Source organism: Corynebacterium pseudodiphtheriticum, from assembly GCF_023509295.1.
Classification (GTDB): Bacteria; Actinomycetota; Actinomycetes; order Mycobacteriales; family Mycobacteriaceae; genus Corynebacterium; species Corynebacterium pseudodiphtheriticum.
Map to the genome: position 1 here is coordinate 1088067 of NZ_CP091864.1, position 26576 is coordinate 1114642.

The following is a 26576-nucleotide window of genomic DNA, read 5'->3' on the forward strand; positions in this document are numbered from 1 at the left end:
GAAACTCCATGAAGCAGAAGACCCACAAGGGCACAGCAAAGCGATTCAAGCAGACTGGTTCCGGCAAGTTGCGTCGTGAGCAGGCGAATCGTCGCCACCTGCTGGAGCACAAGCCTTCTAAGCGCACCCGCCGTCTGAAGGGTGACGTTGACGTTGCACAGGCTGATCAGAAGCGCATCAAGCGTTTGCTTGGCAAGGCCTAAAGGCCCACTCGTTTCATCCCACATCAGTACCAACAACAAGATTTAAGGAAGTTTCACCGTGGCACGAGTAAAGCGGTCCGTTAACGCCAAGAAGAAGCGTCGCACAATCCTGAAGTCCGCAAAGGGCTACCGGGGTCAGCGCTCCCGCCGCTACCGCGTAGCAAAAGAGCAGTGGTTGCACTCCATGACTTACGCTTACCGCGACCGTCGCGCGCGTAAGTCGGAATTCCGCAAACTGTGGATCCAGCGCATCAACGCTGCAGCCCGCATGAACGACATCACCTACAACCGTCTGATCCACGGCCTGCGTTTGGCCGAGATCGAGGTTGACCGCAAGATGCTTGCAGAGCTGGCTGTCAATGACTTTGACACTTTCTCTGCACTGTGTGAGGCTGCCAAGTCCGCACTGCCTGCCGACGTCAACGCACCGGCAAACGCTTAATCATCACGCAGCACTAAGTGCTTGTGTTAGCGCCCCTGGCTTGTTCCGGGGGCGTTTTGCTGTTCTGCAGACCTTAACTCTGATCCCGTAGACTAAGCCACCATGACGCTAGATTTTTCCGCCCCGTTTACCGAGCGCACACCCCGCGTGTCCCGAGCAGCGAAGCTGCACCGTGCCGCCGTCCGTAAGAAAGAACAACGTTTCCTTATTGAAGGCGAGAATTCAGTAGACGCGGCAGTCTCGACGGGTGCAGCGACTGACCTGTTTATAACGCAGAGTGCTGCTGAGCGTTTCGAGCATATTGTGAGCACCGCAGGGTTTATGGATGTGTATATTCACCCGATTACTGAGGGTGCAGCGAAATTACTTTCGGAAACGACAACCACCCCGGGTATCTTCGCGGTTTGTTTACCGGTGATGTTTAGTGCCGGAAAAATTATCAAATCTTCCCCGCGTTTGTTGACGATACCTGTGGAAACCTCAGAACCGGGGAACGCGGGCACACTAATCCGCGTTTCGGATGCCCTTGGTGCAGACGGCGTCGTATTCGCGGGAAACACTGTTGATCCGCACTCCAACAAAGTGGCGCGTGCATCTGCGGGGTCACTATTTCATACACCCGTGGCGCGAGAAACAGGCGTTAACGATGTATTGGGCCAGTTACGCGCGGCAAATCTGCAGATCTTGGCGACGTCCGCCGATGGGGAGATAACCCTGGAAGAAGCTGAAGAATCTGGCATGTTGCACAAACCCACTGCTTGGTTGCTGGGAAATGAGGCGCATGGTCTTTCTGCGGGTGTGGCTGCTCGCGCTGATCACCGAGTGTCAATCCCTATTCGTGGCAACGCGGAATCACTGAATCTAGCGACGGCTGCAGCAATCTGCCTTTACGAATCCGCCAAAGCGCAAAACCGGCGTCGCTAAAGCATTTGTGCTGAGCACGTAAAGGCTACTCCGCTACCTGTTACCTATTGTTGATCGCTAGACTGGCATGCGGACGAAACCGAATTCTTAACTACTATCGATTACTGCGAGGACTGCTGACGTGTCGAACGCACCTGATAACGGAACTGATATTGATTTGAGCCAGGAAGCTTTGGATGCTGCTGCTGAGAAAGCTATGGCAGATTTCTCAGCGGCATCCACTATGGAAGAACTTGCCGAAGCACGACGGCAACATCTTGGCGATGGCGCTTATATTCCTCGCGCTCGACAATCATTAGGCTCATTGCCCAAGGACCAACGCAAAGCCGCTGGAAAAGCCGTTAATATGGCACGTGGTAAAGCGGAAAAGGCTTATTCGCAAATTCATGCAGAATTAGAGGAACAAGAGCGACAAGCCCAACTGATCCGGGAAAAAGTTGACGTCACTGTTCCGACCACACGGCACCAAACTGGAGCGCTGCACCCAATCACTGCTTTGTCTGAGCGGATTTCAGATATTTTCATCGGTATGGGCTGGGAGATCGCTGATGGACCAGAGGTCGAGGCCGAATATTTCAACTTTGATGCGCTGAACTTCAAGCCAGACCACCCGGCTCGGACGCTGCAGGATACCTTCCACGTCGGTCAACCAGGTTCGCAGCAGGTCTTGCGCACCCACACTTCGCCGGTGCAGGTTCGGTCCATGCTTGAGCGCGATGTGCCTCTCTATATTGCTTGCCCGGGCCGGGTGTTCCGCACCGATGAACTCGATGCCACTCACACCCCGGTCTTCCATCAGATTGAAGGTCTAGCCGTCGACAAGGGGCTGAACATGGCCCACCTGCGCGGCACCCTGGACCACTTGGCAAAAACGCTTTTCGGCCCAGAGACCACCACGCGTATGCGTACAAATTATTTTCCGTTCACCGAGCCTTCCGCTGAGGTCGATGTCTGGTTCCCAAACAAAAAGGGCGGTGCCGGCTGGATCGAGTGGGGCGGATGTGGCATGGTCAACCCCAACGTCTTGACTGCCGTGGGTGTTGACCCGAACGAATACACCGGTTTTGCCTTCGGCATGGGGCTGGAGCGCACCCTGCAGTTCCGTAATGGCCTTTCGGATATGCGCGATATGGTCGAAGGCGACGTCCGCTTTACCTTGCCATTCGGAATCCACGCTTAACCACCAACCCAGAATAAGGAGCCGCAACAATGTTGATCACCCAGAACTGGGTTAGCCGTCTACTGAACCAGCACAACCCGGAGTGGGCCGTCAGTCCAGCCGATTTCGACGGTGGTTATGTCCGCGTTGGTTTTGAAACTGAAGGCTATGAGGCAATCGAAGAAACCACTGGGCCTCTGGTATTCGGGCGTGTAGAAGAAATCGAAGAACTGACCGAGTTCAAAAAGCCGATTCGTTACTGCCAAGTGAACGTTGGTAAAGCCAATGGCACCGGCGACCTGCAGGAAATTATTTGTGGTGCACGGAATTTCGCGGAAGGTGACCTCGTGGTTATCGCTCTTCCAGGAACCGTGTTGCCCGGGGGCTTCGCCATCGGCGAGCGCAAGACCTACGGAAAGATGTCTCGTGGCATGATCTGCTCGGTAGCAGAGCTGGGCCTGACTGATAAATCCGACGGTATTTTGACCCTGCCAGCCGAAGCAGGCGAACCAGGCGAGAATGCCCGTGGTTATCTGGGCTTGGACGATGTCATCTTCGATGTCAACATCACTCCGGACCGAGGCTATGCTCTTTCCGCTCGTGGTTTGTCTCGTGAGATCGCCTCGGCGTTTGGCTTGAAATATGTGGATCCCGCAGTCGACCCTACTGTTGCAGGACTGAGCACTGAAGGAGTGCCTGCTGCCGACGGCGAAACCCTGTCCGTCACCATCGCCGAGGACACTAAAACTCGCCGTTTTGGCCTGCGCAAAGTCACCGGAATTGACCCGAAAGCGCAATCACCATGGTGGATGCAGCGCGAATTAATGCTTTCCGGTCAGCGCCCAGTAAATGCTGCTACGGATATCACGAACTACCTGATGTTGCTGCTAGGCCAGCCAATGCACGCGTTCGACGCCAGCAAGATTCAGGGTGGGCTCACGGTGCGGTGTGCAGAAGAAGGCGAGAAATTTGAGACGCTTGATCACGTCGACCGTGCCCTGAATGCAGAAGACGTCGTGATCTGTGATGAGTCTGGCATCCAGTCCTTGGCTGGTGTCATGGGGGGTACCACCTCTGAAATCAACGATGAGACCACTGATGTCTACTTCGAGGCCGCTAACTGGGATCCGATTACAGTGGCGCGTACTTCGCGGCGACACAAGTTGTCCTCGGAAGCATCCCGTCGTTTTGAACGCGGCGTTGATCCAGCCCTGGTTGAGATCAGCCTGGATCTGGCCTGCGCGTTGCTCGCGGAGATCGCTGGCGGAACGGTAGAAGCCACCCGAAGTGTGCAGGGGGAAGTTCCCGCGGCGCCGGAAATTGCCATGGATATCAATTTCCCGTCTCGGATTGCTGGCGTTGACTACCCGGAACGAGCCGTTATCGGGCGTCTGGAAGAGATCGGCGCGGAAGTCTCCCAGGACGGTGCACAATTGCGTGTGACTCCACCAACTTGGCGTTCTGACTTGACGGTTGCTGTCGACCTGGTGGAAGAAGTATTGCGTTTGGAAGGGTTGGAAGACATTCCGACCATCTTGCCGACGCCATCGGCAGGGCGCGGGTTGAGCCCTGCGCAAAAGCGCCGCCGTGCAGTTGGTCATGCTTTGGCGTACTCCGGGTATGCGGAGATCTTGCCGACGCCATTCATTGCTAATGACACTTTCGACACTTGGGGATTGGCTGCTGACGACTCACGCCGCAATACCGTGGCAGTGCAAAACCCGCTGGAATCTGACCATGCGGTTTTGGGAACCACGCTGCTGCCTTCGATGCTGGATGCGGTACGTCGTAACGTTGCCCGGGGCCGTGACTCGGTTGGTTTGTTCGGTCTCCAGCAGGTGAGCTTCGCTGTTGCGGATCACACCCCTATGCCGTCGGTTGCCGCGCGGCCGGATGATGCCACCGTGGCGAGCGTAATCAATAGTTTGCCGCGACAGCCGCTGCACGTGGCAACCGTAGGTTCCGGTGAGCTGGAATTTACTGGACCGTGGGGTAGCGGTCGTCATTACACCTATGCAGATGCTATCGAGTCTGCGCGCATAGTGGCGCGTGCCTGTGGGGTAGAACTGGAAATTGCGAACGCAGAATATTTGCCGTGGCACCCGGGACGCTGCGCGCAGCTGAGTGTTGCGGGCACCGTGGTTGGTCACGCTGGTGAGCTGCACCCACAGGTTGTCGAAGCTCTTGGACTTCCTGCGCGTACGTGCGCTATGGAATTGAATCTTTCCGCATTGCCGTTGGACGAATCCTTCCCGGCGCCACGCCTGTCGGCCTTCCCGGCTTTGCACCAAGATTTGGCGCTGGTCGTCGACGACGAGGTACCTGCCGAGACTGTGCGCCGCGTCGTTGAATCGGCAGCAGGTGACTTGCTGGAATCCGTGGAGCTTTTCGATGTCTTCCGCGGCGAACAGCTGGGAGCAGGCAAGAAGTCGCTAGCATTTAACTTGGTATTCCGCGCCGATGATCGGACCTTGACTGATGATGAGGTCAATGAATACCGTGTGCAAGCTGCAGAGAAGGCTCGCGTCGAGCTGGGAGCTCACATGCGTGCGTAAACGTGTTTGGCCTTGGCGGGATATGGACAGTTCGGTTCGCTGCGCCGCCGAGCTTCCTTGTGCTCTGGCGGGGGCGCCTGCACTCGCCAGGCTCGTGGAGCATTAAAAATGCGCCCTACCGTGCGGTAGGGCGCTCTTTTACAAATAGTGCTCAAAAACTGCCTACTTTTAAGCCACTATTTGTAAAACTGGTCGTGATTTCTGCATTCGTGCCCGGTTCTGGCCCAAGATCCTGCCCGTGGCCCTTGGCGCCAGGTCCTTCGCCGAGCCCTGGAGCCCTCCCAGGCTCGGGCCAGCCGACGAAAGTTTAGACCAGGGAAGGAACTTCCGCGACCAGCGAGAAGAGATCCTTTGGATCCTCTGGGTTGGCGATCAAATCGATGTCGGTCTCGAGCTCGGTACCGGCCACATCATCGCGGAGGTAACGCAGAGCAGAGAAATCGTTGATGGCGAAACCGACGGAGTCGAACAAGGTAATCTCCTCATTGGATGAACGACCCTTTTCCTTGCCGGTGATGACCTTCCAGAACTCAACAACCTCGTAGTCGTCTGGCTTCTGCTGGATCTCGCCTTCGATGCGGGTCTGCTCAGGCAGTTCGACGAAGACGGTGGACATATCCAGGATGTCTTCTACCAACTCGGTCTTGCCAGGGCAGTCGCCGCCAACTGCGTTGATGTGTACGCCGGGCTTGACGTGCTGGGTGCCCAGAATCTGGTTCTGTGCCTTATCCGCGGTGCAAGTGGTGATGATGTCGGCACCCTCGACGGCTTCTTCGGTGGTGGAGCAGACGGTGATGTTGAAGCCCAGCGGTTCCAGGTTGCGGCGAACCTTCTCCAAGGCCTCAGGGTCTACGTCGTAGATACGGATGTCTTCGATGCCCAAGGTTCCACGGAAGCCCAAAGCCTGGAATTCAGCCTGCGAACCGGCACCAATCATGGCCATGGTCTTGGAATCTGGGCGAGCCAGTTTCTTGGCCACCATGGAAGACACTGCTGCGGTGCGCAATGCAGTCAGCAACGTCATTTCAGACAAGAAGGTTGGGTAACCATTGTCGACGTCGGCAAGCATGCCGTACGCGGTAACAGTCTGGAAACCGCGTGCTGGGTTGGATGGGTGACCGTTAACGTACTTGAAGGAGTATTCTTCGCCGTTCGACGTCGGCATCAGCTCGATGACGCCAAACGGGGTGTGGCTAGCAACGCGAGGGATGAGATCGAAACGCTCCCACTCGGAGTAATCCTTCTCCAGGTAGCTAACCATACCGGTGATGATCTTTTCGACACCTTCGCGCTGGATCCAGCGTGCCATATTGTCGACATCTACAAATTTGACCATATTTTTGGTTTCCTTTCGGGTTGTGCTTCTTCGTTCCGGGCCGACCGCTAAAGATTATTTGGGCTGGCCGGAAGAGCTGTTCGAAAGCTATTTATTCGCCAGATTTCTGGCTGTTGCTTCCTTCATTGTACGCGTTCATTCGAGCTTGGCGAGCTTCTAGCTGTGCCATTACCTGCGGTTTGCACGCCCGCCAGCCGAACCAGAACATCGGGATGAGCAGCAGAGACGCTGCCAATGTGTAGGTTCCCACCGGCCAGTCGAAAGCCATGAGGATGATCACAACACCGATAAAGATCACAACTGCGATATCGCCCCAGGCGTTAAACGGACTGCGGTAGCTGGAGCGTTCGTACTCACCGGTCTTGGAAAGTTTGACGAATTTCCAGTGTGCCATGCTGATTGCTGCCCAACTGGCCATGGTTCCCAGAGCTGCCAGGTTCAGCACAATTTCGAAGGCCATTTCTGGGACCACGAAGTTCAAGAACACGCCAGCGAATGCGATGGCTCCGGCAAGCAGGATACCGCCGTAAGGCACACCGTCCTTTGACAGTGCTTTACCGAATTTTGGACCAGAACCGGAAATCGACATGTTGTACATCACTCGACCAGTGGAATACAGACCCGCGTTGAGCGAGGACAGTGCCGCAGTGATTAGAACCAGCTGGAAAATCGGTGCAGCTACGCCAATACCGAAAGAATCAAAGAAGGTCACGAATGGTGAGACGCCGGCAATGTATTCGGTGTGCGGCAAAACCATGGTCAACAGCATCACCGAACCGAAGTAGAAGAAGATGATGCGGAACAACACCGCATTGACGGCCTTCGGGATGATCTTTTCGACGTTTTTGGTTTCACCCGAAGTTGTACCAACGAGTTCGATACCTGCGTATGCGAAAACAACACCTTGGATAACGACAATGGCAGGCAACAAGCCGTTTGGTAACCATCCGCCGCCTTCGCTAATGAGCTGGAATCCAGTGTCGTATCCCTGTGGATGGCCGGTGAGAACTACCCAAATACCCAGAGCCATGAATACCAAGAGCCCAACGATCTTGATCAAGGAGAACCAGTATTCCAGTTCGCCGAAGATCTTGACCGAAAGCATGTTGAAGCCCAGGATGAATACGACGACTCCCAGTGCCAGCAGCCATTGCGGGATGCTGTCCAGAACGGACGTGTAGCGATCAAACCAAAGAATGTAGAGGGCCACCGCGGTGGAGTCTGCGATGATGGTCATCGCCCAGTTGCCCCAATACAGCCACCCTGTAATAAAGGCTGCTTTTTCGCCATAGAATTCACGGGCATAAGACACGAACGAACCCGATGACGGCCGGTAAACGATCAGCTCGCCCAGGCCGCGCAGAATGATATAGCCGAAGAAACCACAAACTAGATAGAGGACTGCCAGGAATGGTCCGGCCTGTTCCAGACGCCCCCCGGTACCTAACAGCAAGCCGGTTCCGATCGCGGAACCTATAGCGATCATTTGTAGTTGACGTTGACCCATTCCTTTGGATAGGCCTTGATCCTCATCAAGATAGGATGCACGCCTTCCGTCTGTTGTCGGCCCCATTGCGCCGCCGTGCGGCTGGGGTTTTTGTTCTGACATATGACTTATTCACCTTCCAGTCGGTGGAGTGTAACGCTCGGCAGGCTAAAGTGCCTGGCAGCATCACGTAAAGAGAATGTGACACGGGCTACGCCCAAGTGTTCTTAGAATAAGTGACTCAGGTTATGAAAACAACTGGGGTTGTTGAACAGCTTTCGGATTTTCTATGAATCCGCCAGCGGGGGGGGTGTTTTTTGAGCACGGCGAGTCTGCATCGCTAAACAAAAAATGGCTAACACGACATCGCTCTGACGTCGTGTTAGCCACGGGAGGCAATCAGCCTTTAGGGCTTTCTCGCTTTAGGGCTTTCTGGAACGAAAGCTTTACCGGAAAGACGGCCTCTTATTTCTTGAACTTTTCTGGCAACGGTCCCAGCTGTGGGCCATCTGGGTAGTACTTCCAGCCGTCTTTAATGCGTACTTCATCCGCCCACGGGAGCTTATACTGCCCCTTGGCGAGATCATCGATCCAGGTGAGATAGTTTTCGGTGGCACCACCAGGAACAGCGACATAGCCCCGATTGCCCAGGTTGAAGATGTTGTTTTCCAAGCCCCAGTTGATGCGAGCCTTATCGGCAAGCGCAGGGAAGATCTCGGCGGTGACAATCTCGTCTGGGTTACGGTGACCTTCCGCGATGAGGTTTCCGTCGTAGTTGCACACATTGCCTTCACCGAAGTAATAGAAGACATTGTCGTACCCTGCCAAGTTGACGGATGCGGTGAACATGAGGTTCTGGAACGCATTGGTCTTGTTGGTCATTATCCATTGATCTTGCACCTGCGTGCTGTAACCAGAAATACGGATATAGACATTTGCGCCCTTATATGCTGCTTCGCGGGCCAGCTCAGGGAACATTCCATCGTGGCAGATGTTGACAGCGAGTTTCGATCCTTTTGGCCCGTCACAAACAGGCATGCCGAGGTCACCGGGCGACCAGGGCTCGATTGGGGTCCAGGGCTGGAGCTTACGGTAATGGAGGGCTAGTTCGCCATTGTTGTCGATAATGATCGCGGTATTAAATGGCGGCTTTCCTTCTTCGTGGTGTGGCTCCATGATGGAGAACACGCCCCAAACGTCGTTGTCTTTACAGGCTTTGCGGAACTGATCGACCTCAGGAGAGTCAACTGCAATGAGGAATTCATCATAGGACCAGATTGCGGTGTTGAGCCCCGATGTGGAGTATTCCGGGAAAACAATCAGGTCCAAGTCCGGATAACCGGCCTTAGTTGATGCTACACGGCGGCAGATCTCGTCCACGTTTTTCTGCACGTCTTCTGGGCTTTCAACGATGGGGACGCGGTATTGCACGAGGGCCATGAGCAAGCCGTCGGGTGAAGCAGAAATCGAACCAGTGCTAGACATGGGTCACTCCTTTGGGTGATGTGGATTACGATATGTGTCCCACTGTACGCCTAAAGGTTGCCACGCCGCGGTTTTCTGCGAAGAAAGGCCGGTAAATATTCATGATTGAATAATTTGCACTTTCTTGCATAAAGTTTGCTAGGGTGGCGCTATGACGATTTCAGTTGCTGTAGCAGGAGCCACCGGTTATGCAGGTGGTGAGATTCTCCGCCTGTTGCTGAACCATCCGCGTTACCAGGATGGTGACTTGCGAATCGGTGCACTGACTGGCCACTCACATGCCGGTAAGCCTGTTTCACAGCAGATGCCGCATTTGTCGCAGCTACGTGATCGTATGATTGAAGAAACCACAGTCGAAGTCCTGTCTGGTCACGATGTTGTTTTCTTAGGCCTTCCACACGGGCACTCTGCAGAATTGGCGAAGCAGCTGCCAAACGACACCATAATTATTGACTGTGCGGCTGATTTCCGGCTGCAGAAGAAAGCGGACTGGGATGCGTACTATGGCGGGGAATATGCAGGCCAGTGGCCGTACGGTATTCCAGAAATGCCAGGACATCGCGCTGAAATTGCAGCAGCAAACAAGGTAGCTGTTCCTGGGTGTTTTCCCACGGGAATGACGCTTGCTTTGCTGCCTGCCGTAGCGGCAGCAGTAATCGAACCGGCAATCAACATTGTCTCGATTACCGGTACGTCTGGCGCTGGTAAAAAGGCCGCGGTTCCGCTGTTAGGGTCTGAAACCACGGGTAACCTGCGTGCTTATAACACTTCCGGCAAGCACCGCCACAACCCAGAAGTGGTGCAAAACCTCCGCAAAATCCGCGATCAGGACTACCGCATCAACTTCACGCCGGTGCTTGCACCCGCAACCCGCGGAATTTTGACCACGGCTACCGCACAACTTACGGCGCCGTTGTCGCAAGAAGAAATCACCGATATCTTTCACGATTTCTACCGCGATGAGCCATTCATTCAGGTACTCCCTGCAGGTCAGCAACCGGAAACGCAACATGTCATTGGCGCAAACACTTGCCAGATACAAGCCGAGGTCAACGAAACAACCAACACTTTGTTGATCACCGCAGTACTCGACAACTTAACCAAAGGGACCGGCGGAGCGGCTGTGCAATGCATGAACCTGATGCTGGGCTTTGAGGAAACCGCCGGGCTTACTCACCCAGGCCTAGCGCCTTAACCCGACGAAGACGAAGCATAAAACTACGAGGATTTCCTATGACCAACCCAGAGAGCAGCGCAGATAGCTCCACGCCACAGGTGGGAGCGAATAGAGAATCTGCCCATAGTGCCCGCGGAGTTACCGTGCCACAGGGATTTCGGGCGGCGAGTGTCAAAGCGGGAATTAAGCCCTCCGGCAAGACTGACTTAGCGTTAGTTGTCAACGATGGCCCAGAATTTTCCGCGGCAGGTGTTTTCACTCGGAACCGCGTGGTGGCTGCGCCAGTCAAGGTCTCGCGCCAAGCTCTTGCCGACGGTCAGTTGCGCGCAGTGCTGTATAACGCTGGCAATGCCAACGCGTGCAATGGTGCACTGGGGCTTCGCGATGCACAGCAGATGCAGACTGAACTCGCTGAATTACTGAATTTCGACTCCAACCACGTAGCTGTATGTTCAACCGGGCTGATTGGTGAGCCGATGCCGATGGACAACGTATCAGCTGGTATCGAAAAGCTACCTGGTGTGTTGGGAAATAGCCCAGACCATGGCGAGGGTGCAGCACGAGCGATCATGACCACCGATACCACGGTGAAACAAACTCTGGTGAATGGCGATGGGTGGAGCCTCGGTGGAATGGGCAAAGGTGTAGGCATGATGGCACCATCGCTGGCCACTATGTTGGTGTGCTTGACGACGGACTTGTCGGCTACCCCAGAACAACTCGCTATTGCGTTGCAGAAAGCAACTGCGCTGACTTTTGACACCCTCGATGTGGACGGATCGACCTCCACGAACGACACCGTGGTACTGATGGCCAGCGGGGCATCCGGTGAAACTACCACGCAAGAAGCGTTGAATGAAGCGGTTCTCGCGGCCTGTGCGGACTTGGCAGACCAATTGCAAGCGGATGCCGAAGGTGTCACCAAGCGCGTGAAAATCACTGTCGAAGGCACCACGGATGACGTACAGGCTCTCAATGCCGCTCGCACGCTGGGCCGCGACAACCTTTTCAAATGCGCCATGTTCGGTTCAGACCCCAACTGGGGGCGCGTTTTGGCCGCCGTCGGTATGGCTGATGCGGACATGGATCCGGATAACATCAGCGTCTATTTCAATAATCATGCGGTCTGCAAAGCCACCACTGGTACCCCGGCTGCACGCGAGGTCGACCTGTCCGGGGCTGATATCGACGTCCGAGTAGATCTTGGCACCGGTGGTCCGGGTAGCGCTTTCGTGCGCACCACTGATCTGTCCCATGATTATGTCGAAATTAATTCGGCATACAGCTCATAACGCGTCCCCAAGACAGAAACTAGGAAATAAGGAGCCGGTGGCCATGTTGGAACACCTCAGTAACCGCGACCGAGCAGCAGTGCTGTCTGAAGCATTGCCATGGCTACAACACCTCCGCGACAAGATAGTCGTCGTCAAGTATGGCGGCAATGCCATGGTGGATGACGAGTTAAAAGCAGCGTTCGCGAAAGACATGGTGTTGTTGCGCACGATCGGGGCTCGACCCGTAGTTGTCCACGGCGGTGGACCGCAGATTACGGAGATGCTAGAGCGTCTTGGCCTTGAAGGGGAGTTTAAGGGCGGCTTTCGGGTTACTACTCCAGAAGTCATGGATGTCGTCCGCATGGTGTTGTTCGGGCAAGTTGGCCGTGATTTGGTAGGTCTTATCAATTCCCATGGGCCGTATGCGGTCGGAACCTCTGGCGAAGACGCGGGGCTGTTTACCGCAGAAAAGCGCTACCTAGATATCGAGGGAGAACAAGTAGATATCGGATACGTGGGCGATATCGTCAGCGTCAACCCGGAAGCCTTGATGGACATTATTGCTGCCGGGCGTATTCCTGTGGTTTCCACAATTGCGCCTGATCACGACGGCGAGGTGTACAACATCAACGCCGATATTGCTGCTGGCGCATTAGCTTCTGCGATTGGCGCGGAACGTTTGTTGGTACTGACCAATGTGGAAGGTCTTTATAAAGACTGGCCGGACCGCGACTCGCTGGTTTCTACCATTGAAGTTGACGAACTCGACGCCTTGTTACCGGGGCTGGATAGCGGCATGATCCCGAAAATGGAAGCCTGCCTCAATGCGGTTCGCGGTGGCGTTAATGCAGCCCACGTTATCGACGGCCGGGAGGCGCATTCGGTGGTGCTGGAGCTACTCACCGAAGGCGGTGTGGGCACCATGGTGTTGCCAAATAATCACCGAAGCAGGCATTATCCCGGCGGAACCGTGCTGCGAAAGGATGATCACGCATGATGCAGAAAACAGCAAACGATTGGTCTAGTGCATTGATGAATAACTACGGAATCCCAGCTATCAGCTTAACCGGTGGGCAAGGCATGTATCTCACCGATACTGAGGGGAAGCGTTATCTCGATATGCTAGCTGGCATCGCGGTTAATGCTTTAGGGCAGGCGCATCCAGATATTGTCGAGGCAGTCAGCACGCAGATCGCCACACTAGGGCATACCTCAAATATTTTCGCCACCCCGCATTCAATTGAGGTTGCGGCCGCGCTGAAACAGCGCTTCGCTGATGGCAAAGACGACAGCGCTCGGGTGTTTTTCTGCAATTCCGGGGCAGAAGCTAATGAGGCTGCGTTCAAGATTGCCCGCCTGACAGGTCGTGGCCGGGTATTGGCAGCAGAGGCCGGCTTTCATGGGCGCACTATGGGCGCACTCGCGCTGACGGGGCAACCAGAAAAACGAGCCCCATTTGAACCGCTGCCAGGTGGTGTGGATTTCTACCCCTACGGCGACGTGCAGAAACTGCGCGAAATCGTCGAAGAAGATCCCGACGGTATTGCCGCAATTTTCGCCGAGCCGATTCAGGGAGAAACTGGTGTTATACCCGCGCCGGAAGGTTTTTTGGCTGCAGTGCGTCAGCTGTGCGACGACTATGGCATTCTCATGATCGCTGATGAGGTACAAACCGGGGTAGGACGAACCGGAAAATTTTTCGCCCATGAGTACGCCGGAGTGGTTCCAGACGTCGTCACCATGGCCAAAGGCCTCGGCGGTGGTCTGCCGATGGGAGCAGTGCTTGCTCGCGGTGCAGCTGCACAATACCTCCAACCCGGCCAGCACGGCACCACGTTTGGTGGAAATCCTGTGGTTTTGGCAGCAGCCCGCACGGTGCTTAACACTCTGGATGAAAGATTCTTGCAGCACGTACGGGAAATCGGTGCGTATCTTCGCAGCCAGCTGCAGCAGCTTTCCGCAGTCTCGGAAGTTCGTGGTACCGGTTTGATGCTTGGAGTGGTGCTCGAGTCTGCGAACGCGAAAGAGGTCGTCGTTGCAGGTCTCGAGCGCGGCCTGATCCTTAACGCTCCAAGTGACAAGGTCATGCGCTTGACTCCACCGCTAATTATCGAACGACGACACGTCGATGAATGCGTAACAATACTGCAAGAAATACTCGATTAAGGACTTTTATGACATCGCAAGCACAACCTTCACAGCTTCGTCATTTATTGGCGGATGATTCGATTACTCCCGCTGAGCAAAAAGAAATTCTTGCTCTCGCTGCTGAATTGAAAGCTGACCCGCTGAGCCACCGCCCATTGTCCGGCGGACGTAGTGTGGCAGTCGTCTTCGATAAGACTTCGACTCGTACTCGTTTTTCTTTCGATGCTGGTATCGCTCAGCTGGGAGGAAGTGCCATCGTGACCGAGGCCGGCGCCTCCCAGATGGGCAAAGGTGAAACTGTTGCCGATACTGCGCGGGTGCTTTCGCGCTACGTCGAGGCGATTGCCTGGCGTACGTACGAGCAAGCAGGCTTGGAAGATATGGCGGCACACGCCACCGTGCCTGTCATCAACGCGCTTTCAGATGATTTCCACCCGTGCCAGATCTTGGCAGACCTGCAGACCATGGTGGAATCTCTCTGCCCAGACAAAGGAGTAGCAGGATTGTCCGGCAAGAAGGTTGCATATCTGGGTGACGGCGACCAGAACATGGCTAACTCCTACATGCTGGGCCTGGCGATGGCTGGTATGGATGTGTGGATCATTTCACCCGAAGATTTCCAACCGCAGGTGAAATTCGTTGATCGTGCTCGTCGGCAAGCAAAAATTACTGGCGGTAGTGTGACCGTGAGTGCGGATCCAGCAGATGCGGCGGGCGCGGAAGTCGTGATCACTGATACTTGGGTATCCATGGGGCAAGAAGACGACGGTAAAGATCGCACCACTCCATTCGTGCCGTACCGGGTAACGCAAGAAATCATGGACAAGGCAGCAGAAAACGCGATTTTCCTGCACTGCCTTCCGGCATATCGTGGTAATGAAGTCACGGCAGAGGTCATTGATGGCCCAGCTTCACGTGTTTTTGACGAGGCAGAAAACCGTCTGCACGCACAAAAGGCCGTGCTTGTGTGGTTGCTGGGCATTGCCTCTGGTAATCCAGTAGCGAAAGCGAGGAAGCTATGACACACACCTACTCCCGTACCGGACGCCAAGCACGGATCGTGGAATTGTTGGAACAGACGCGCATTTATTCGCAGGCGCAACTATCCAAGCTCTTATTGGCCGAAGGCTTCGAAACCACCCAGGCCACGCTGTCTCGAGACCTCGACGAGCTCGGCGCTCGGAAGGTCAAACCCGTCGACGGGCGCAGCTTTTATGTGGTCGGCGACGCTGAATCACTACAAGTACCGTCTGCGTCTGGTCCTCGGGATAAACTCCGCAAAATGATGGCTGATCTCGTGGTTGCAGCTGATCACTCGGCGAATACAGCGGTGCTGCGTACGCCGCCCGGTGCCGCGCCCTACCTCGCGAGTTTCATTGACCGAGTGGGCGTATCCGACATCGTCGGCACGATTGCTGGTGATGACACCGTCTTTGTGCTCGCACGTGATCCGCTCACTGGAAAAGAACTCATCGATTCCTTGGCAGATGGGGCAGCCACGATTGGCCCCGAGTAAACCCAGCGCGAAAAGTACCCAAAACCCCGAACATTGTTAAACAATGGTGGGCCTCTACACTGATTCCGGACGGTGTTGGCTCCGTACCAACGGCGGGTCACGCTTCTCGTCGATAGCGCCCGGAACAACCGAAAGCAACAAACAACAGTAAAGGAACGATCATGAAAAACCGCATCGTACTTGCGTACTCCGGAGGTTTGGACACCTCAGTAGCTATTCCATACCTGGCACGCCAAACGGAAGGCGAAGTTGTCGCCGTGGCACTAGACCTGGGCCAGGGTGGCGAAGACATGGAATCGGTCCGTCAGCGTGCACTGGATTGCGGCGCTGTGGAATCCATTGTCGTCGATGCTCGCGACGAGTTCGCTGAAGAATATTGCTTGCCGACGGTCCAGGCCAACGGCATGTACATGAAACAGTACCCACTGGTGTCTGCGATTTCGCGTCCGCTGATCGTCAAGCACCTGGTGCAGGCTGCCCAAGAACACGGCGGCACGCACGTCTCTCACGGTTGCACTGGTAAGGGTAATGACCAGGTTCGTTTCGAAGTTTCCTTCCGTGCGTTGGATCCATCACTGGACATCATTGCGCCAGCGCGTGACTATGCCTGGACTCGTGATAAAGCCATCGAGTTTGCTAACGAGATTGATTTGCCGATTGAGCAATCGGAGAAATCACCATTCTCGATTGACCAAAATGTATGGGGCCGTGCTGTCGAGACTGGCTTCCTGGAGGACTTGTGGAACCCTCCAACAAAAGATCTCTACGCATACACTGAGGACCCAGCGCTGGGTAACGCTCCAGACGAAGTGATCATTTCTTTCGAAGCCGGACGCCCGGTTGCTGTCGATGGCAAGAAGCTTTCTCCGCTTGAAATTATTGAAGAGCTCAACCGCCGTGCAGGTGCGCAGGGCGTAGGCCGGTTGGACATGGTGGAAGACCGTTTGGTTGGTATCAAGTCTCGTGAAGTCTACGAAGCCCCGGGCGCGATGGTGTTGATTAAGGCGCACGAAGCCATCGAAGACGTCTGCCTGGAGCGCGAGGTTGCTCGTTACAAGCGCAGCATCGATGCTCGTTGGTCTGAAGAAGTTTATGACGGCCTGTGGTTCAGCCCATTGAAGAAGTCGCTGGATGCTTTTATCCAGTCGACCCAGGAGCACGTCACCGGCGATATCCGCCTGGTATTGCACGCCGGCAACATCATCGTTAACGGCCGTCGCTCAAACCAGTCGCTGTATGATTTCAACCTGGCTACTTACGATACTGGCGATACCTTCGACCAGACCGCCGCGAAAGGCTTCGTTCAGTTGCACGGTCTGTCCACCCAGATTTCTAACAAGCGTGATCGCGAGGCAAATAACTAATGGCTGGAATTCAGGCGCATTCCACGAACGAAGGCGCACTGTGGGGCGGACGCTTTTCAGGCGGTCCGTCCGATGCCATGGCTGCGCTATCTGTATCCACGCACTTTGATTGGGTTCTTGCACCTTATGATGTGCTTGCCTCGAAAGCCCACGCCCGTGTTTTACATAAAGCTGAGTTGCTCTCGGATGAGGACTTGGAGGCAATGCTCGCTGGTCTTGACCAGCTTGGCCGTGATGTCGAATCGGGCGAGTTTACGCCGGATCCTGGCGATGAAGACGTGCATGGTGCGATGGAGCGTGGCCTGATTGATCGTGTTGGCAAGGAATTGGGAGGCCGGTTGCGGGCAGGTCGTTCACGTAACGACCAGGTGGCCACGTTATTCCGCATGTGGGTACGCGACGCCATTCGCGACGTAGCTACGCAAGTTGTCGATCTCATCGACGCGCTTGCGGCACAGGCAAAAGCACACCCACGTGTAATCATGCCGGGTAAGACTCATTTCCAGGCTGCGCAGCCGATCTTGTTGGCGCACGGCTTGCTGGCCCACGCACAACCGTTGCTGCGCGATCTTGATCGACTCCGCGATTTAGATAAGCGTTTGGCAGTATCGCCCTATGGTTCTGGTGCGTTGGCTGGTTCTTCGTTGCAGCTGGACCCAGAAGCTATCGCCGAGGAATTGGGCTTCGATAGCTCCGCGGAAAACTCTTTGGACGGAACCTCATCGCGAGATTTTGCTACGGAAGCAGCATTCGTGTTGGCACAAATCTCCGTCGACATGTCCCGCCTGTCTGAAGAAATTATTGCCTGGTCGACCCCAGAGTTCGGATACGTCACGCTCAGCGACGAGTGGTCCACGGGATCATCGATCATGCCGCAGAAAAAGAACCCGGATATTCCGGAACTGCAGCGTGGTAAGACTGGCAGGCTAATCGGTAATCTCACCGGGCTGCTTTCGACGTGCAAGGCTTTGCCACTGGCGTATAACCGCGATTTGCAAGAAGACAAAGAACCGCTTGTCGACGGTTTCGCCCAGTTAAACTTGGTGCTTCCCGCAATGACCGGCTTGGTTTCTACGCTGGTATTCCACGAAGACCGGATGCGTGAACTCGCACCCCGCGGGTTTACCTTGGCCACGGACTTGGCCGAGTGGATGGTGCGTCAGGGAGTCCCATTCCGTGAAGCACACGAAGCGTCTGGTTCGTGCGTCCGCTTAGCTGAACAAGCAGGGGTTGATCTGGTGGATCTCTCAGATGAGCAGCTTGCAAACGTCGACAAGCGATTGACCCCAGAGGTTCGTGATGTACTGACCATTGATGGCGCGGTGGCATCGCGAGCGACCCGTGGCGGAACAGCTGGTGTCCGCGTCGACGAACAGCGCGAATCCGTGGAAAAGGCAGCCGCCGAGTTCCGTGAATGGGCCTCTATCACTGTCGCGGATAAAGCGAAACGATAAGCTAGCCGCATGAGCCTTGATCCCCGGTTATTGGAAATTTTGGCCTGTCCACAAGACAAAGGCCCATTGGTGTATCGCGAAGCAGAAAACGTACTCGTCAATGAACGGAAAGGCATTGCCTACCGTATTGACGAGAATGTGCCTGTGCTGCTTGCCGACGAAGCAATGGAGTGGCCAAATGAGTCCCAAGGAGAGAATTAACCATGAACAATATCGTTGCTGAACTGCAATGGCGTGGTCTGATTAATCAGTCCACCGATCTCGATGAGCTGCGCGAAGCGACATCGAAGCCCATCGCGTTGTATTGCGGATTCGATCCGACCGGGGATTCCTTGCACGCTGGCCACTTGGTTCCGATGATTATGCTGCGGCGTTTTCAAGAAGCAGGTCATCGGCCGTTTGTCTTGGCAGGTGGTGCTACTGGTTTTATTGGAGACCCTCGTGATGTGGGGGAACGTTCGATGCTCAGCGAAGCGGAGCTCGAAGCTAACGTCTCTGCGATTAAAAAACAGCTGCGGCAGTTTGTAGACTTTACGGGCGATAACGCTGCGACATTGGTCAACAACGCGGACTGGACGATGGGAATGTCTGTCGTGCAATTCCTGCGGGATATCGGAAAAAACTTCTCGCTGAACACCATGTTGGACCGTGAGACCGTGAAGCGTCGTTTGGAATCGGATGGAATTTCTTACACTGAGTTTTCCTACATGTTGTTGCAGGCCAACGATTACCTGCACTTGAATAAAGAACACGACGTGGTTTTGCAGATTGGTGGCTCGGACCAATGGGGCAACATCATTTCTGGCGTTGATTTGAACCGTCGTGTTTCTGGTGCGAAAACCCACGCGCTAACCGTCCCATTGGTTACAGATGCCAGCGGGAAGAAGTTTGGGAAATCCACCGGGGGCGGAAAGCTATGGTTGGACCCGGAAAAAACTAGTCCTTACGCGTGGTACCAGTATTTCGTGAATGCTGGTGATGCCGACGTTGTGCGTTATCTCAAGATGTTCACGTTCCTTTCACAAGAAGAAATTGCTGAATACGAGCGTGCCGTAGCCGAAGAACCACACAAGCGTGCCGCGCAACGGCGGCTGGCTGAAGAAATGACCGACCTGGTTCACGGAGTGGAAGCACGAAAAGCCGTGCAACTGGCGTCGCAAGCTTTATTCGGTCGCGCCGATTTGGCAGACCTCGATGAGCGGACACTAGAAGGTGCGCTACAAGAAACCACAATTGCGGAAATCTGTGCAGGTGACGCACGTTCAATCGTAGATCTGTTGGTTGTTTCCGGTTTAGTGGAATCCAAAGGTGCTGCTCGCCGAACGATCAAAGAAGGCGGTGCATACGTGAATAACCAGCGCATAGAATCAGCTGAATGGGAGCCAGACACGGACGACCTGTTGCATGGCAAATGGTTGGTACTACGGCGTGGAAAGAAAAACTTTGCCGGGGCGAAAGTCACGATATAGGGGCAAGTTATATATCGCGATTTATGCCGGATGACCTGGCGATTTGTGAACAATCTATAACGTGTGTAGATTAATCCAAGTCGCCGCGAGGGGCTGACAGAGAAAATAACTTCACAGGATGTTGGTTCTGGTGGTTGTGTTCTTTGTTTGTCTGGCGGGGATGATAATAATTTTATAGGGCCGATGCTTGCTTTTGGTGGCTGCTGACTGTGTGGTTGGTGGTTGTTGTTGGTGAGTTGCGCTGGTTGCTCGTGTGGCAGTCTGGTTCGCGGTGTTGTGATGAACGACACAGTGTTCTGGTTTGTGTTCAAGTGATTGAGTGTGTAAAGTCGGTCTGGCTGCTTTACGAAAAGGGTGCTCGTTGATTAGGGTGCTTGAGTAGTGGGGTGGTGGTGTTGTGTGAGAACTCAATAGCGTGTCAATGTACTTATTATTTTTGATACTTACTTGATTAGTGGGATGTGGATCTTTTTTGTTTCTGCATTTGATTAATCGTTTTGAGTAAGTGTTGCTCTTTGATTTTTCTTTTGTAGTTTTTTGACTAGGTTATCAGACTCTTTTTCTGATTTTTTATGGAGAGTTTGATCCTGGCTCAGGACGAACGCTGGCGGCGTGCTTAACACATGCAAGTCGAACGGAAAGGCCTTTTCGGAGGTACTCGAGTGGCGAACGGGTGAGTAACACGTGGGTGATCTGCCCTGCACTCTGGGATAAGCCTGGGAAACTGGGTCTAATACCGGATAGGACCGCACTTTAGTGTGTGTGGTGGAAAGTTTTTTCGGTGTAGGATGAGCCCGCGGCCTATCAGCTTGTTGGTGGGGTAATGGCCTACCAAGGCGGCGACGGGTAGCCGGACTGAGAGGTTGGTCGGCCACATTGGGACTGAGATACGGCCCAGACTCCTACGGGAGGCAGCAGTGGGGAATATTGCACAATGGGCGCAAGCCTGATGCAGCGACGCCGCGTGGGGGATGACGGCCTTCGGGTTGTAAACTCCTTTCGCCAGGGACGAAGCGTTTTGTGACGGTACCTGGAGAAGAAGCACCGGCTAACTACGTGCCAGCAGCCGCGGTAATACGTAGGGTGCAAGCGTTGTCCGGAATTACTGGGCGTAAAGAGCTCGTAGGTGGTTTGTCACGTCGTCTGTGAAATTCCACAGCTTAACTGTGGGCGTGCAGGCGATACGGGCTGACTTGAGTACTGTAGGGGTAACTGGAATTCCTGGTGTAGCGGTGAAATGCGCAGATATCAGGAGGAACACCGATGGCGAAGGCAGGTTACTGGGCAGTTACTGACGCTGAGGAGCGAAAGCATGGGTAGCAAACAGGATTAGATACCCTGGTAGTCCATGCCGTAAACGGTGGGCGCTAGGTGTAGGGGCCTTTTGGGGTTTCTGTGCCGTAGCTAACGCATTAAGCGCCCCGCCTGGGGAGTACGGCCGCAAGGCTAAAACTCAAAGGAATTGACGGGGGCCCGCACAAGCGGCGGAGCATGTGGATTAATTCGATGCAACGCGAAGAACCTTACCTGGGCTTGACATACACCGGATCGCTGCAGAGATGTAGTTTCCCTTGTGGCTGGTGTACAGGTGGTGCATGGCTGTCGTCAGCTCGTGTCGTGAGATGTTGGGTTAAGTCCCGCAACGAGCGCAACCCTTGTCTTATGTTGCCAGCACGTTATGGTGGGGACTCATGAGAGACTGCCGGGGTTAACTCGGAGGAAGGTGGGGACGACGTCAAGTCATCATGCCCCTTATGTCCAGGGCTTCACACATGCTACAATGGCCGGTACAATGCGCAGCGAGCCTGTGAGGGTGAGCTAATCGCTTAAAGCTGGTCTTAGTTCGGATTGGGGTCTGCAACTCGACCCCATGAAGTCGGAGTCGCTAGTAATCGCAGATCAGCAATGCTGCGGTGAATACGTTCCCGGGCCTTGTACACACCGCCCGTCACGTCATGAAAGTTGGTAACACCCGAAGCCGGTGGCTCAAACTCGTTTAGGGAGCCGTCGAAGGTGGGATCGGCGATTGGGACGAAGTCGTAACAAGGTAGCCGTACCGGAAGGTGCGGCTGGATCACCTCCTTTCTAAGGAGTTTTTATTGTGCACTGATTGTTGCCTGCAGTTGTGGGTGGTCAGTGTTTTTTGCTGTGATTGTTGTTCATGCACCTGTATGTGGGTGTGTGGGTTGCAGCGTTGTTATTTTTTGTTTGTGGGTTTGCATTCTGTTTTCATTTGGTTGAGTGGGTATCATTTTTTTGTGTGTTGGCACGTTGTTGGGTGTCTCGGGCAGCACTTGTGTGTTGTTCGTTGACCATCATGGCTGTGGGTGAACGTTTTGTTTGCTTGTGGTTGTGGTTGGTGTGGTGTGTGAGAACTGTATAGTGGACGCGAGCATCTGTGCGCATGATGCAGCTTTTGTTGTGTTGTGTGTGCTGTAATTTTTTTCTTTTGTGTTTATTTTGTTGTGTGTTGTAAGGGCACATGGTGGATGCCTTGGCATGCTAAGCCGATGAAGGACGTGGAAGGCTGCGTTATGCCTCGGGGAGTTGTCAATCGAGCGTTGATCCGAGGATGTCCGAATGGGGAAACCCGGCTGTGGTTGTTCGCAGTCACCTGCTGGTGAATTTATAGTCAGTATGGGGGTTACGCGGGGAAGTGAAACATCTCAGTACCCGTAGGAGAAGGAAACAATAGTGATTTCGTTAGTAGCGGCGAGCGAACGCGAATGTTGGCTAAACTGCATGTGTGTGATACCTGGTAGGGGTTGCATGTGTGGGGTTGTTGGGAGCAATTCTTCAGTCACTACCATGGCTGTGCTGGTGCGTGCGTGTTAGGTGAAGTGGTTTGGAATGGCCCACCGGAGTAGGTGAGAGTCCTGTAGTTGAAGGCATGTGCGTGTTGGTTGTTGTTTCCCGAGTAGCGGCGGGCTCGTGGAATCTGCCGTGAATCTGCCGGGACCACCCGGTAAGCCTAAATACTTAGTGTGACCGATAGCGGATAGTACCGTGAGGGAATGGTGAAAAGTACCCCGGGAGGGGAGTGAAATAGTTCCTGAAACCATGTGCTTACAATCCGTCAGAGCACCTTTTGTTGTGTGATGGCGTGCCTTTTGAAGAATGAGCCTGCGAGTCAGCGGCATGTCGCGAGGTTAACCCGTGTGGGGTAGTCGTAGCGAAAGCGAATCCTAATGAGGGTGTTGTAGTGGCATGTCCTGGACCCGAAGCGGGGTGATCTACCCATGGCCAGTGTGAAGCAGCTGTAAGAGGTTGTGGAGGCGCGAACCCACGTAGGTTGAAAACTGCGGGGATGAGCTGTGGGTAGGGGTGAAAGGCCAATCAAACTCCGTGATAGCTGGTTCTCCCCGAAATGCATTTAGGTGCAGCGTCGTAGGTTAGCTTGGTGGAGGTAGAGCTACTGTTTGGTTGAGCGGGACTATCATCTTAGCAACATCAGACAAACTCCGAATGCCATTGAAGTGTTCTACGGCAGTGAGACTGTGGGGGATAAGCTTCATAGTCGAGAGGGAAACAGCCCAGATCGCCGGCTAAGGCCCCTAAGGGTGTACTAAGTGGAAAAGGATGTGGGATCGCGATGACAGCCAGGAGGTTGGCTTAGAAGCAGCCATCCTTGAAAGAGTGCGTAATAGCTCACTGGTCGAGTGGTTCTGCGCCGACAATGTAGTGGGGCTCAAGTACACCGCCGAAGCCGCGGCAACTTTTTGTTGGGTAGGGGAGCGTCGTGCATGAGGTGAAGCATGAGTGTGAACACGTGTGGATTGTGTGCGAGTGAGAATGCAGGCATGAGTAACGAATTGTAAGGTGAGAATCCTTACCGCCGGATGACTAAGGGTTCCTGGGTCAAGTTCGTCTTCCCAGGGTGAGTCGGGACCTAAGGCGAGGCCGACAGGCGTAGTCGATGGATAACCAGTTGATATTCTGGTACCCGAGTGTGTGCGTCAATGGTGAAGCAGTGATACTAACCACGTGTGAGACTCATTGATTTTGCTCTTTTGAGTGTGTTGATGGGTTGAGTTTGTGGGGCCTGATCTGTGGTCCAAGTGATGGGGTGACGCAGTGGGGCAGCCACGCCGCTTATTGGATTGTTGGTGTAAGCGTTGAGGTTGGTGTCTAGGTAAATCCGGGCACTTTTTGCTGAGGCGTGATGCGTAGCCCTTTTTTGGGTGAATGTGGTGTGCTTATGCTGTCGAGAAAAGCCTCTAGCGAGTGCATATTCGGCCCGTACCCTAAACCGACACAGGTAGTCAGGTTGAGAATACTAAGGCGTTCGGGTGAACTGTGGTTAAGGAACTCGGCAAAATGTCCCCGTAACTTCGGGAGAAGGGGAGCCCCACCGGGTTTTGCTTGGTGGGGCCGCAGAGAATAGAGGGGTCCGACTGTTTATCAAAAACACAGGTCCATGCGAAAACGTTAAGTTGATGTATATGGACTGACGCCTGCCCGGTGCTGGAAGGTTAAGAGGACCTGTTAGACTCCTTTGTGGGTCGAAGCGGAGAATTTAAGCCCCAGTAAACGGCGGTGGTAACTATAACCATCCTAAGGTAGCGAAATTCCTTGTCGGGTAAGTTCCGACCTGCACGAATGGCGTAACGAGACCCCTGCTGTCTCAACCACAGGCCCGGTGAAATTGCAGTACGAGTAAAGATGCTCGTTACGCGCGGCAGGACGAAAAGACCCCGGGACCTTCACTATAGCTTGGTATTGGTGTTCGGTTTGGCTTGTGTAGGATAGGTGGGAGACTGTGAAACGTGCACGCTAGTGTGTGTGGAGTCGTTGTTGAAATACCACTCTGGCTTGATCGGATACCTGAACCTTGGCCCATGATCTGGGTTGGGGACAGTGCCTGGTGGGTAGTTTAACTGGGGCGGTTGCCTCCTAAAGAGTAACGGAGGCGCCCAAAGGTTTCCTCAGCCTGGTTGGCAATCAGGTTTTGAGTGTAAGTGCACAAGGAAGCTTGACTGTGAGAGTTACTGCTCGAGCAGGGACGAAAGTCGGGACTAGTGATCCGGCACCTACTTGTGGATGTGGTGTCGCTCAACGGATAAAAGGTACCCCGGGGATAACAGGCTGATCTTCCCCAAGAGTCCATATCGACGGGATGGTTTGGCACCTCGATGTCGGCTCGTCGCATCCTGGGGCTGGAGTAGGTCCCAAGGGTTGGGCTGTTCGCCCATTAAAGCGGCACGCGAGCTGGGTTCAGAACGTCGTGAGACAGTTCGGTCTCTATCCGCCGCGCGCGTAGAAACTTGAAAAAGGCTGTCCCTAGTACGAGAGGACCGGGATGGATACACCTCTAGTGTGCCAGTTGTCACGCCCGTGGCATGGCTGGTTGGCTACGTGTAGAAGGGATAACCGCTGAAAGCATCTAAGCGGGAAGCCTGTTTTGAGATGAGGTTTCGTTATTAGGTGCCCTAGAGACTATGGGGTTGATAGGCCAGATCTGGAAGCGTTGTAAGGCGTGGAGGTGACTGGTACTAATTCACCGAACTACTACAACATGCCAGTCGGTTGGCTGGTGTTTTTCATGAGAGATTGATTTTTGTTGTGTTTTGCGTCCACTATGCAGTGTTTGACACACCACGCCGTGTTTGTGTGGTTGACGGGCACATGTTTGTTTGTGTGTTGTCTGGTTGGTTGTGTCGGTGGTTGATAGCGGCAGGGAAACGCCCGGTCCCATTCCGAACCCGGAAGCTAAGCCTGCGTCGCGCTGATGGTACTGCACTCGGGAGGGTGTGGGAGAGTAGGTTGCTGCCGACACTTTATAATTTCATGTTAGTTTTGTTTGGCCCGTGGTTGGGTGCACTGTGGTGGTGTGCCTGGTTCACGGGCCACAAACATATCTACACCCAATTTATGCAGCCAGGTTTTTGTGGCTCAGCATATTACTGTTCAACGCGCTTAAGCGCGCGACAAGAGACACAGTCCGGACGATAGTGGATTTTTCCAACTCTAATTTTGGGTCTTATAACCAGCAAACTCACATCCGTTATCAGCTGCAAATACCCCACGTCCATTTTCTTCCGCTTCTGCTGCAGCCCGCTCAATTTCTTCGTAAAATAGTTCGTTTGGTTGCACCAAGATCGGTACTCCAAAACCAGCAGCGGCGACTTCTCGGTTTACAAAGGTTTCTCCGGCATATACTCCTGCGAGCTCGCGCCCATAGTGGTCAGTTTGCTCCCGATCATAAACCAGCTGCACTTGCGTACCTTCCGGAATCAGGCCCTCGACAAACTGTTTGGCCTCATCGGCGTAACACTCTTTATTGAGTTCCGGAGTATCGATATTCAACAGCCGGACCCGGGTCGTTTCCGAAGCCCCGGGCTTCCTTACGCGAATAGTATCGCCATCGACGATGTTAGCGACCACCACAGTCCGGTCTGTGCCCTCTGGCATCTGCCCGTTGTCTATATCGGAACCCAGTAATTGATAGCCTCCGTACAGAAGGGCTGCAATAATGGTAAGTCCGAACGCAGATTTGGATCTTCTCTGGTCCACCGTTTGCCTCCTGGCTGTTTCAGCGTTCTTCGGTTAATTATTTTTCCCGATGCAGTTTTAACGTTTCTCGG

The 26576-nt window shown here is 54.2% G+C and carries 19 protein-coding genes and 3 rRNA genes; 18 read left to right on the top strand and 4 right to left on the bottom strand.

The genetic code is table 11. The annotated features are described in order from the left end of the window. Nucleotides 1–8: 8 nt before the first annotated feature. The 5 genes from rpmI to pheT all read left to right on the top strand — a co-directional run bounded on the left by rpmI (nucleotide 9) and on the right by pheT (nucleotide 5283). Entirely contained in the window at nucleotides 9–203 is a 195-nt protein-coding gene (gene rpmI / locus L9H78_RS04855) for a 50S ribosomal protein L35 (RefSeq protein WP_018120128.1), read from the top strand. 58 nt (nucleotides 204–261) lie between these two features. Further along, nucleotides 262–645 (top strand): 50S ribosomal protein L20, encoded by a 384-nt coding sequence (gene rplT, locus L9H78_RS04860; RefSeq protein WP_021352214.1) that lies wholly within the window; start codon nucleotides 262–264, stop codon nucleotides 643–645. Between the two features lie 102 nt (nucleotides 646–747). Beyond that, nucleotides 748–1569, top strand: a complete 822-nt coding sequence (locus tag L9H78_RS04865; protein ID WP_249620653.1) for a TrmH family RNA methyltransferase — start codon at nucleotides 748–750, stop codon at nucleotides 1567–1569. 196 nt (nucleotides 1570–1765) lie between these two features. Further along, the gene (gene pheS / locus L9H78_RS04870) at nucleotides 1766–2749 is read left to right on the top strand and encodes a phenylalanine--tRNA ligase subunit alpha (RefSeq protein WP_249620737.1); all 984 of its coding nucleotides are present in this window, start codon (nucleotides 1766–1768) and stop codon (nucleotides 2747–2749) included. Nucleotides 2750–2778: 29 nt separating this feature from the next. Further along, nucleotides 2779–5283, top strand: coding sequence for a phenylalanine--tRNA ligase subunit beta (gene pheT, locus L9H78_RS04875; RefSeq protein WP_249620654.1), 2505 nt, complete (start codon nucleotides 2779–2781; stop codon nucleotides 5281–5283). A gap of 307 nt (nucleotides 5284–5590) precedes the next feature. On the opposite strand, the gene L9H78_RS04880 is transcribed toward pheT, so the two are convergent. From L9H78_RS04880 to L9H78_RS04890, 3 genes are all read right to left on the bottom strand, one after another. After that, nucleotides 5591–6619 carry an ornithine cyclodeaminase gene (locus tag L9H78_RS04880; RefSeq protein ID WP_249618696.1) on the bottom strand — a complete coding sequence of 343 codons (1029 nt, stop codon included), beginning with the start codon at nucleotides 6617–6619 and terminating at the stop codon, nucleotides 5591–5593. Between the two features lie 91 nt (nucleotides 6620–6710). Then, the gene (locus tag L9H78_RS04885) at nucleotides 6711–8126 is read right to left on the bottom strand and encodes an amino acid permease (RefSeq protein WP_272723902.1); all 1416 of its coding nucleotides are present in this window, start codon (nucleotides 8124–8126) and stop codon (nucleotides 6711–6713) included. 444 nt (nucleotides 8127–8570) lie between these two features. Further along, entirely contained in the window at nucleotides 8571–9590 is a 1020-nt protein-coding gene (locus L9H78_RS04890) for a formamidase (protein ID WP_027017827.1), read from the bottom strand. A 151-nt stretch (nucleotides 9591–9741) separates the two neighbouring features. Between L9H78_RS04890 and argC the strand changes: the two genes are divergently transcribed. From argC to rrf, 13 genes are all read left to right on the top strand, one after another. Further along, complete coding sequence (argC, locus tag L9H78_RS04895) at nucleotides 9742–10785, top strand: N-acetyl-gamma-glutamyl-phosphate reductase (protein ID WP_249620655.1); 1044 nt, start codon at nucleotides 9742–9744, stop codon at nucleotides 10783–10785. A 38-nt stretch (nucleotides 10786–10823) separates the two neighbouring features. Then, on the top strand, nucleotides 10824–12059 hold the full coding sequence (gene argJ / locus L9H78_RS04900) for a bifunctional glutamate N-acetyltransferase/amino-acid acetyltransferase ArgJ (RefSeq protein WP_249620656.1): 1236 nt from the start codon (nucleotides 10824–10826) through the stop codon (nucleotides 12057–12059). A gap of 43 nt (nucleotides 12060–12102) precedes the next feature. Then, nucleotides 12103–13038 carry an acetylglutamate kinase gene (argB, locus tag L9H78_RS04905; protein ID WP_249618700.1) on the top strand — a complete coding sequence of 312 codons (936 nt, stop codon included), beginning with the start codon at nucleotides 12103–12105 and terminating at the stop codon, nucleotides 13036–13038. Next, nucleotides 13035–14207: an acetylornithine transaminase gene (locus tag L9H78_RS04910; RefSeq protein WP_249620657.1), complete on the top strand. Its 1173-nt coding sequence runs from the start codon at nucleotides 13035–13037 to the stop codon at nucleotides 14205–14207. The genes argB and L9H78_RS04910 overlap by 4 nt, the downstream gene beginning before the upstream one ends. Before the next feature lie 8 nt (nucleotides 14208–14215). Further along, nucleotides 14216–15211 carry an ornithine carbamoyltransferase gene (gene argF / locus L9H78_RS04915; RefSeq protein WP_249620658.1) on the top strand — a complete coding sequence of 332 codons (996 nt, stop codon included), beginning with the start codon at nucleotides 14216–14218 and terminating at the stop codon, nucleotides 15209–15211. After that, nucleotides 15208–15705, top strand: a complete 498-nt coding sequence (locus tag L9H78_RS04920; protein ID WP_249618703.1) for an arginine repressor — start codon at nucleotides 15208–15210, stop codon at nucleotides 15703–15705. The genes argF and L9H78_RS04920 overlap by 4 nt, the downstream gene beginning before the upstream one ends. A 161-nt stretch (nucleotides 15706–15866) precedes the next feature. Next, nucleotides 15867–17069, top strand: coding sequence for an argininosuccinate synthase (locus L9H78_RS04925; RefSeq protein ID WP_021352201.1), 1203 nt, complete (start codon nucleotides 15867–15869; stop codon nucleotides 17067–17069). Between the two features lie 8 nt (nucleotides 17070–17077). Then, on the top strand, nucleotides 17078–18523 hold the full coding sequence (gene argH, locus L9H78_RS04930; protein ID WP_249620738.1) for an argininosuccinate lyase: 1446 nt from the start codon (nucleotides 17078–17080) through the stop codon (nucleotides 18521–18523). A gap of 9 nt (nucleotides 18524–18532) precedes the next feature. Further along, complete coding sequence (locus L9H78_RS04935; protein WP_126856070.1) at nucleotides 18533–18724, top strand: Trm112 family protein; 192 nt, start codon at nucleotides 18533–18535, stop codon at nucleotides 18722–18724. 2 nt (nucleotides 18725–18726) lie between these two features. Then, nucleotides 18727–19992: a tyrosine--tRNA ligase gene (gene tyrS / locus L9H78_RS04940; RefSeq protein ID WP_249620659.1), complete on the top strand. Its 1266-nt coding sequence runs from the start codon at nucleotides 18727–18729 to the stop codon at nucleotides 19990–19992. 569 nt (nucleotides 19993–20561) lie between these two features. Further along, nucleotides 20562–22077, top strand: a 16S ribosomal RNA gene (locus L9H78_RS04945). A 377-nt stretch (nucleotides 22078–22454) separates the two neighbouring features. Then, nucleotides 22455–25509, top strand: a 23S ribosomal RNA gene (locus L9H78_RS04950). Between the two features lie 139 nt (nucleotides 25510–25648). Then, nucleotides 25649–25767: ribosomal RNA gene (gene rrf / locus L9H78_RS04955) — 5S ribosomal RNA — on the top strand. The 16S, 23S and 5S rRNA genes sit together here, the layout of an rRNA operon. Nucleotides 25768–25959: 192 nt before the next feature. Here rrf and L9H78_RS04960 read toward each other — a convergent pair. Beyond that, the gene (locus L9H78_RS04960) at nucleotides 25960–26403 is read right to left on the bottom strand and encodes a thermonuclease family protein (protein WP_249620660.1); all 444 of its coding nucleotides are present in this window, start codon (nucleotides 26401–26403) and stop codon (nucleotides 25960–25962) included. Nucleotides 26404–26576: the final 173 nt, after the last annotated feature.

What these genes read in the sequence shown, in the direction of transcription:
- pheT (WP_249620654.1), top strand. Translation starts at nt 2,779, where the DNA reads ATGTTGATCACCCAGAACTGGGTTAGCCGTCTACTGAACCAGCACAAC.
- argF (WP_249620658.1), top strand. Translation starts at nt 14,216, where the DNA reads ATGACATCGCAAGCACAACCTTCACAGCTTCGTCATTTATTGGCGGAT.
- pheS (WP_249620737.1), top strand. Translation starts at nt 1,766, where the DNA reads ATGGCAGATTTCTCAGCGGCATCCACTATGGAAGAACTTGCCGAAGCA.
- L9H78_RS04935 (WP_126856070.1), top strand. Translation starts at nt 18,533, where the DNA reads ATGAGCCTTGATCCCCGGTTATTGGAAATTTTGGCCTGTCCACAAGAC.
- L9H78_RS04880 (WP_249618696.1), bottom strand. Translation starts at nt 6,619, where the DNA reads ATGGTCAAATTTGTAGATGTCGACAATATGGCACGCTGGATCCAGCGC.
- argC (WP_249620655.1), top strand. Translation starts at nt 9,742, where the DNA reads ATGACGATTTCAGTTGCTGTAGCAGGAGCCACCGGTTATGCAGGTGGT.
- L9H78_RS04890 (WP_027017827.1), bottom strand. Translation starts at nt 9,590, where the DNA reads ATGTCTAGCACTGGTTCGATTTCTGCTTCACCCGACGGCTTGCTCATG.
- L9H78_RS04920 (WP_249618703.1), top strand. Translation starts at nt 15,208, where the DNA reads ATGACACACACCTACTCCCGTACCGGACGCCAAGCACGGATCGTGGAA.
- rpmI (WP_018120128.1), top strand. Translation starts at nt 9, where the DNA reads ATGAAGCAGAAGACCCACAAGGGCACAGCAAAGCGATTCAAGCAGACT.
- L9H78_RS04960 (WP_249620660.1), bottom strand. Translation starts at nt 26,403, where the DNA reads ATGCCAGAGGGCACAGACCGGACTGTGGTGGTCGCTAACATCGTCGAT.
- L9H78_RS04925 (WP_021352201.1), top strand. Translation starts at nt 15,867, where the DNA reads ATGAAAAACCGCATCGTACTTGCGTACTCCGGAGGTTTGGACACCTCA.
- argB (WP_249618700.1), top strand. Translation starts at nt 12,103, where the DNA reads ATGTTGGAACACCTCAGTAACCGCGACCGAGCAGCAGTGCTGTCTGAA.
- tyrS (WP_249620659.1), top strand. Translation starts at nt 18,727, where the DNA reads ATGAACAATATCGTTGCTGAACTGCAATGGCGTGGTCTGATTAATCAG.
- L9H78_RS04910 (WP_249620657.1), top strand. Translation starts at nt 13,035, where the DNA reads ATGATGCAGAAAACAGCAAACGATTGGTCTAGTGCATTGATGAATAAC.
- argJ (WP_249620656.1), top strand. Translation starts at nt 10,824, where the DNA reads ATGACCAACCCAGAGAGCAGCGCAGATAGCTCCACGCCACAGGTGGGA.
- L9H78_RS04885 (WP_272723902.1), bottom strand. Translation starts at nt 8,126, where the DNA reads ATGGGTCAACGTCAACTACAAATGATCGCTATAGGTTCCGCGATCGGA.
- L9H78_RS04865 (WP_249620653.1), top strand. Translation starts at nt 748, where the DNA reads ATGACGCTAGATTTTTCCGCCCCGTTTACCGAGCGCACACCCCGCGTG.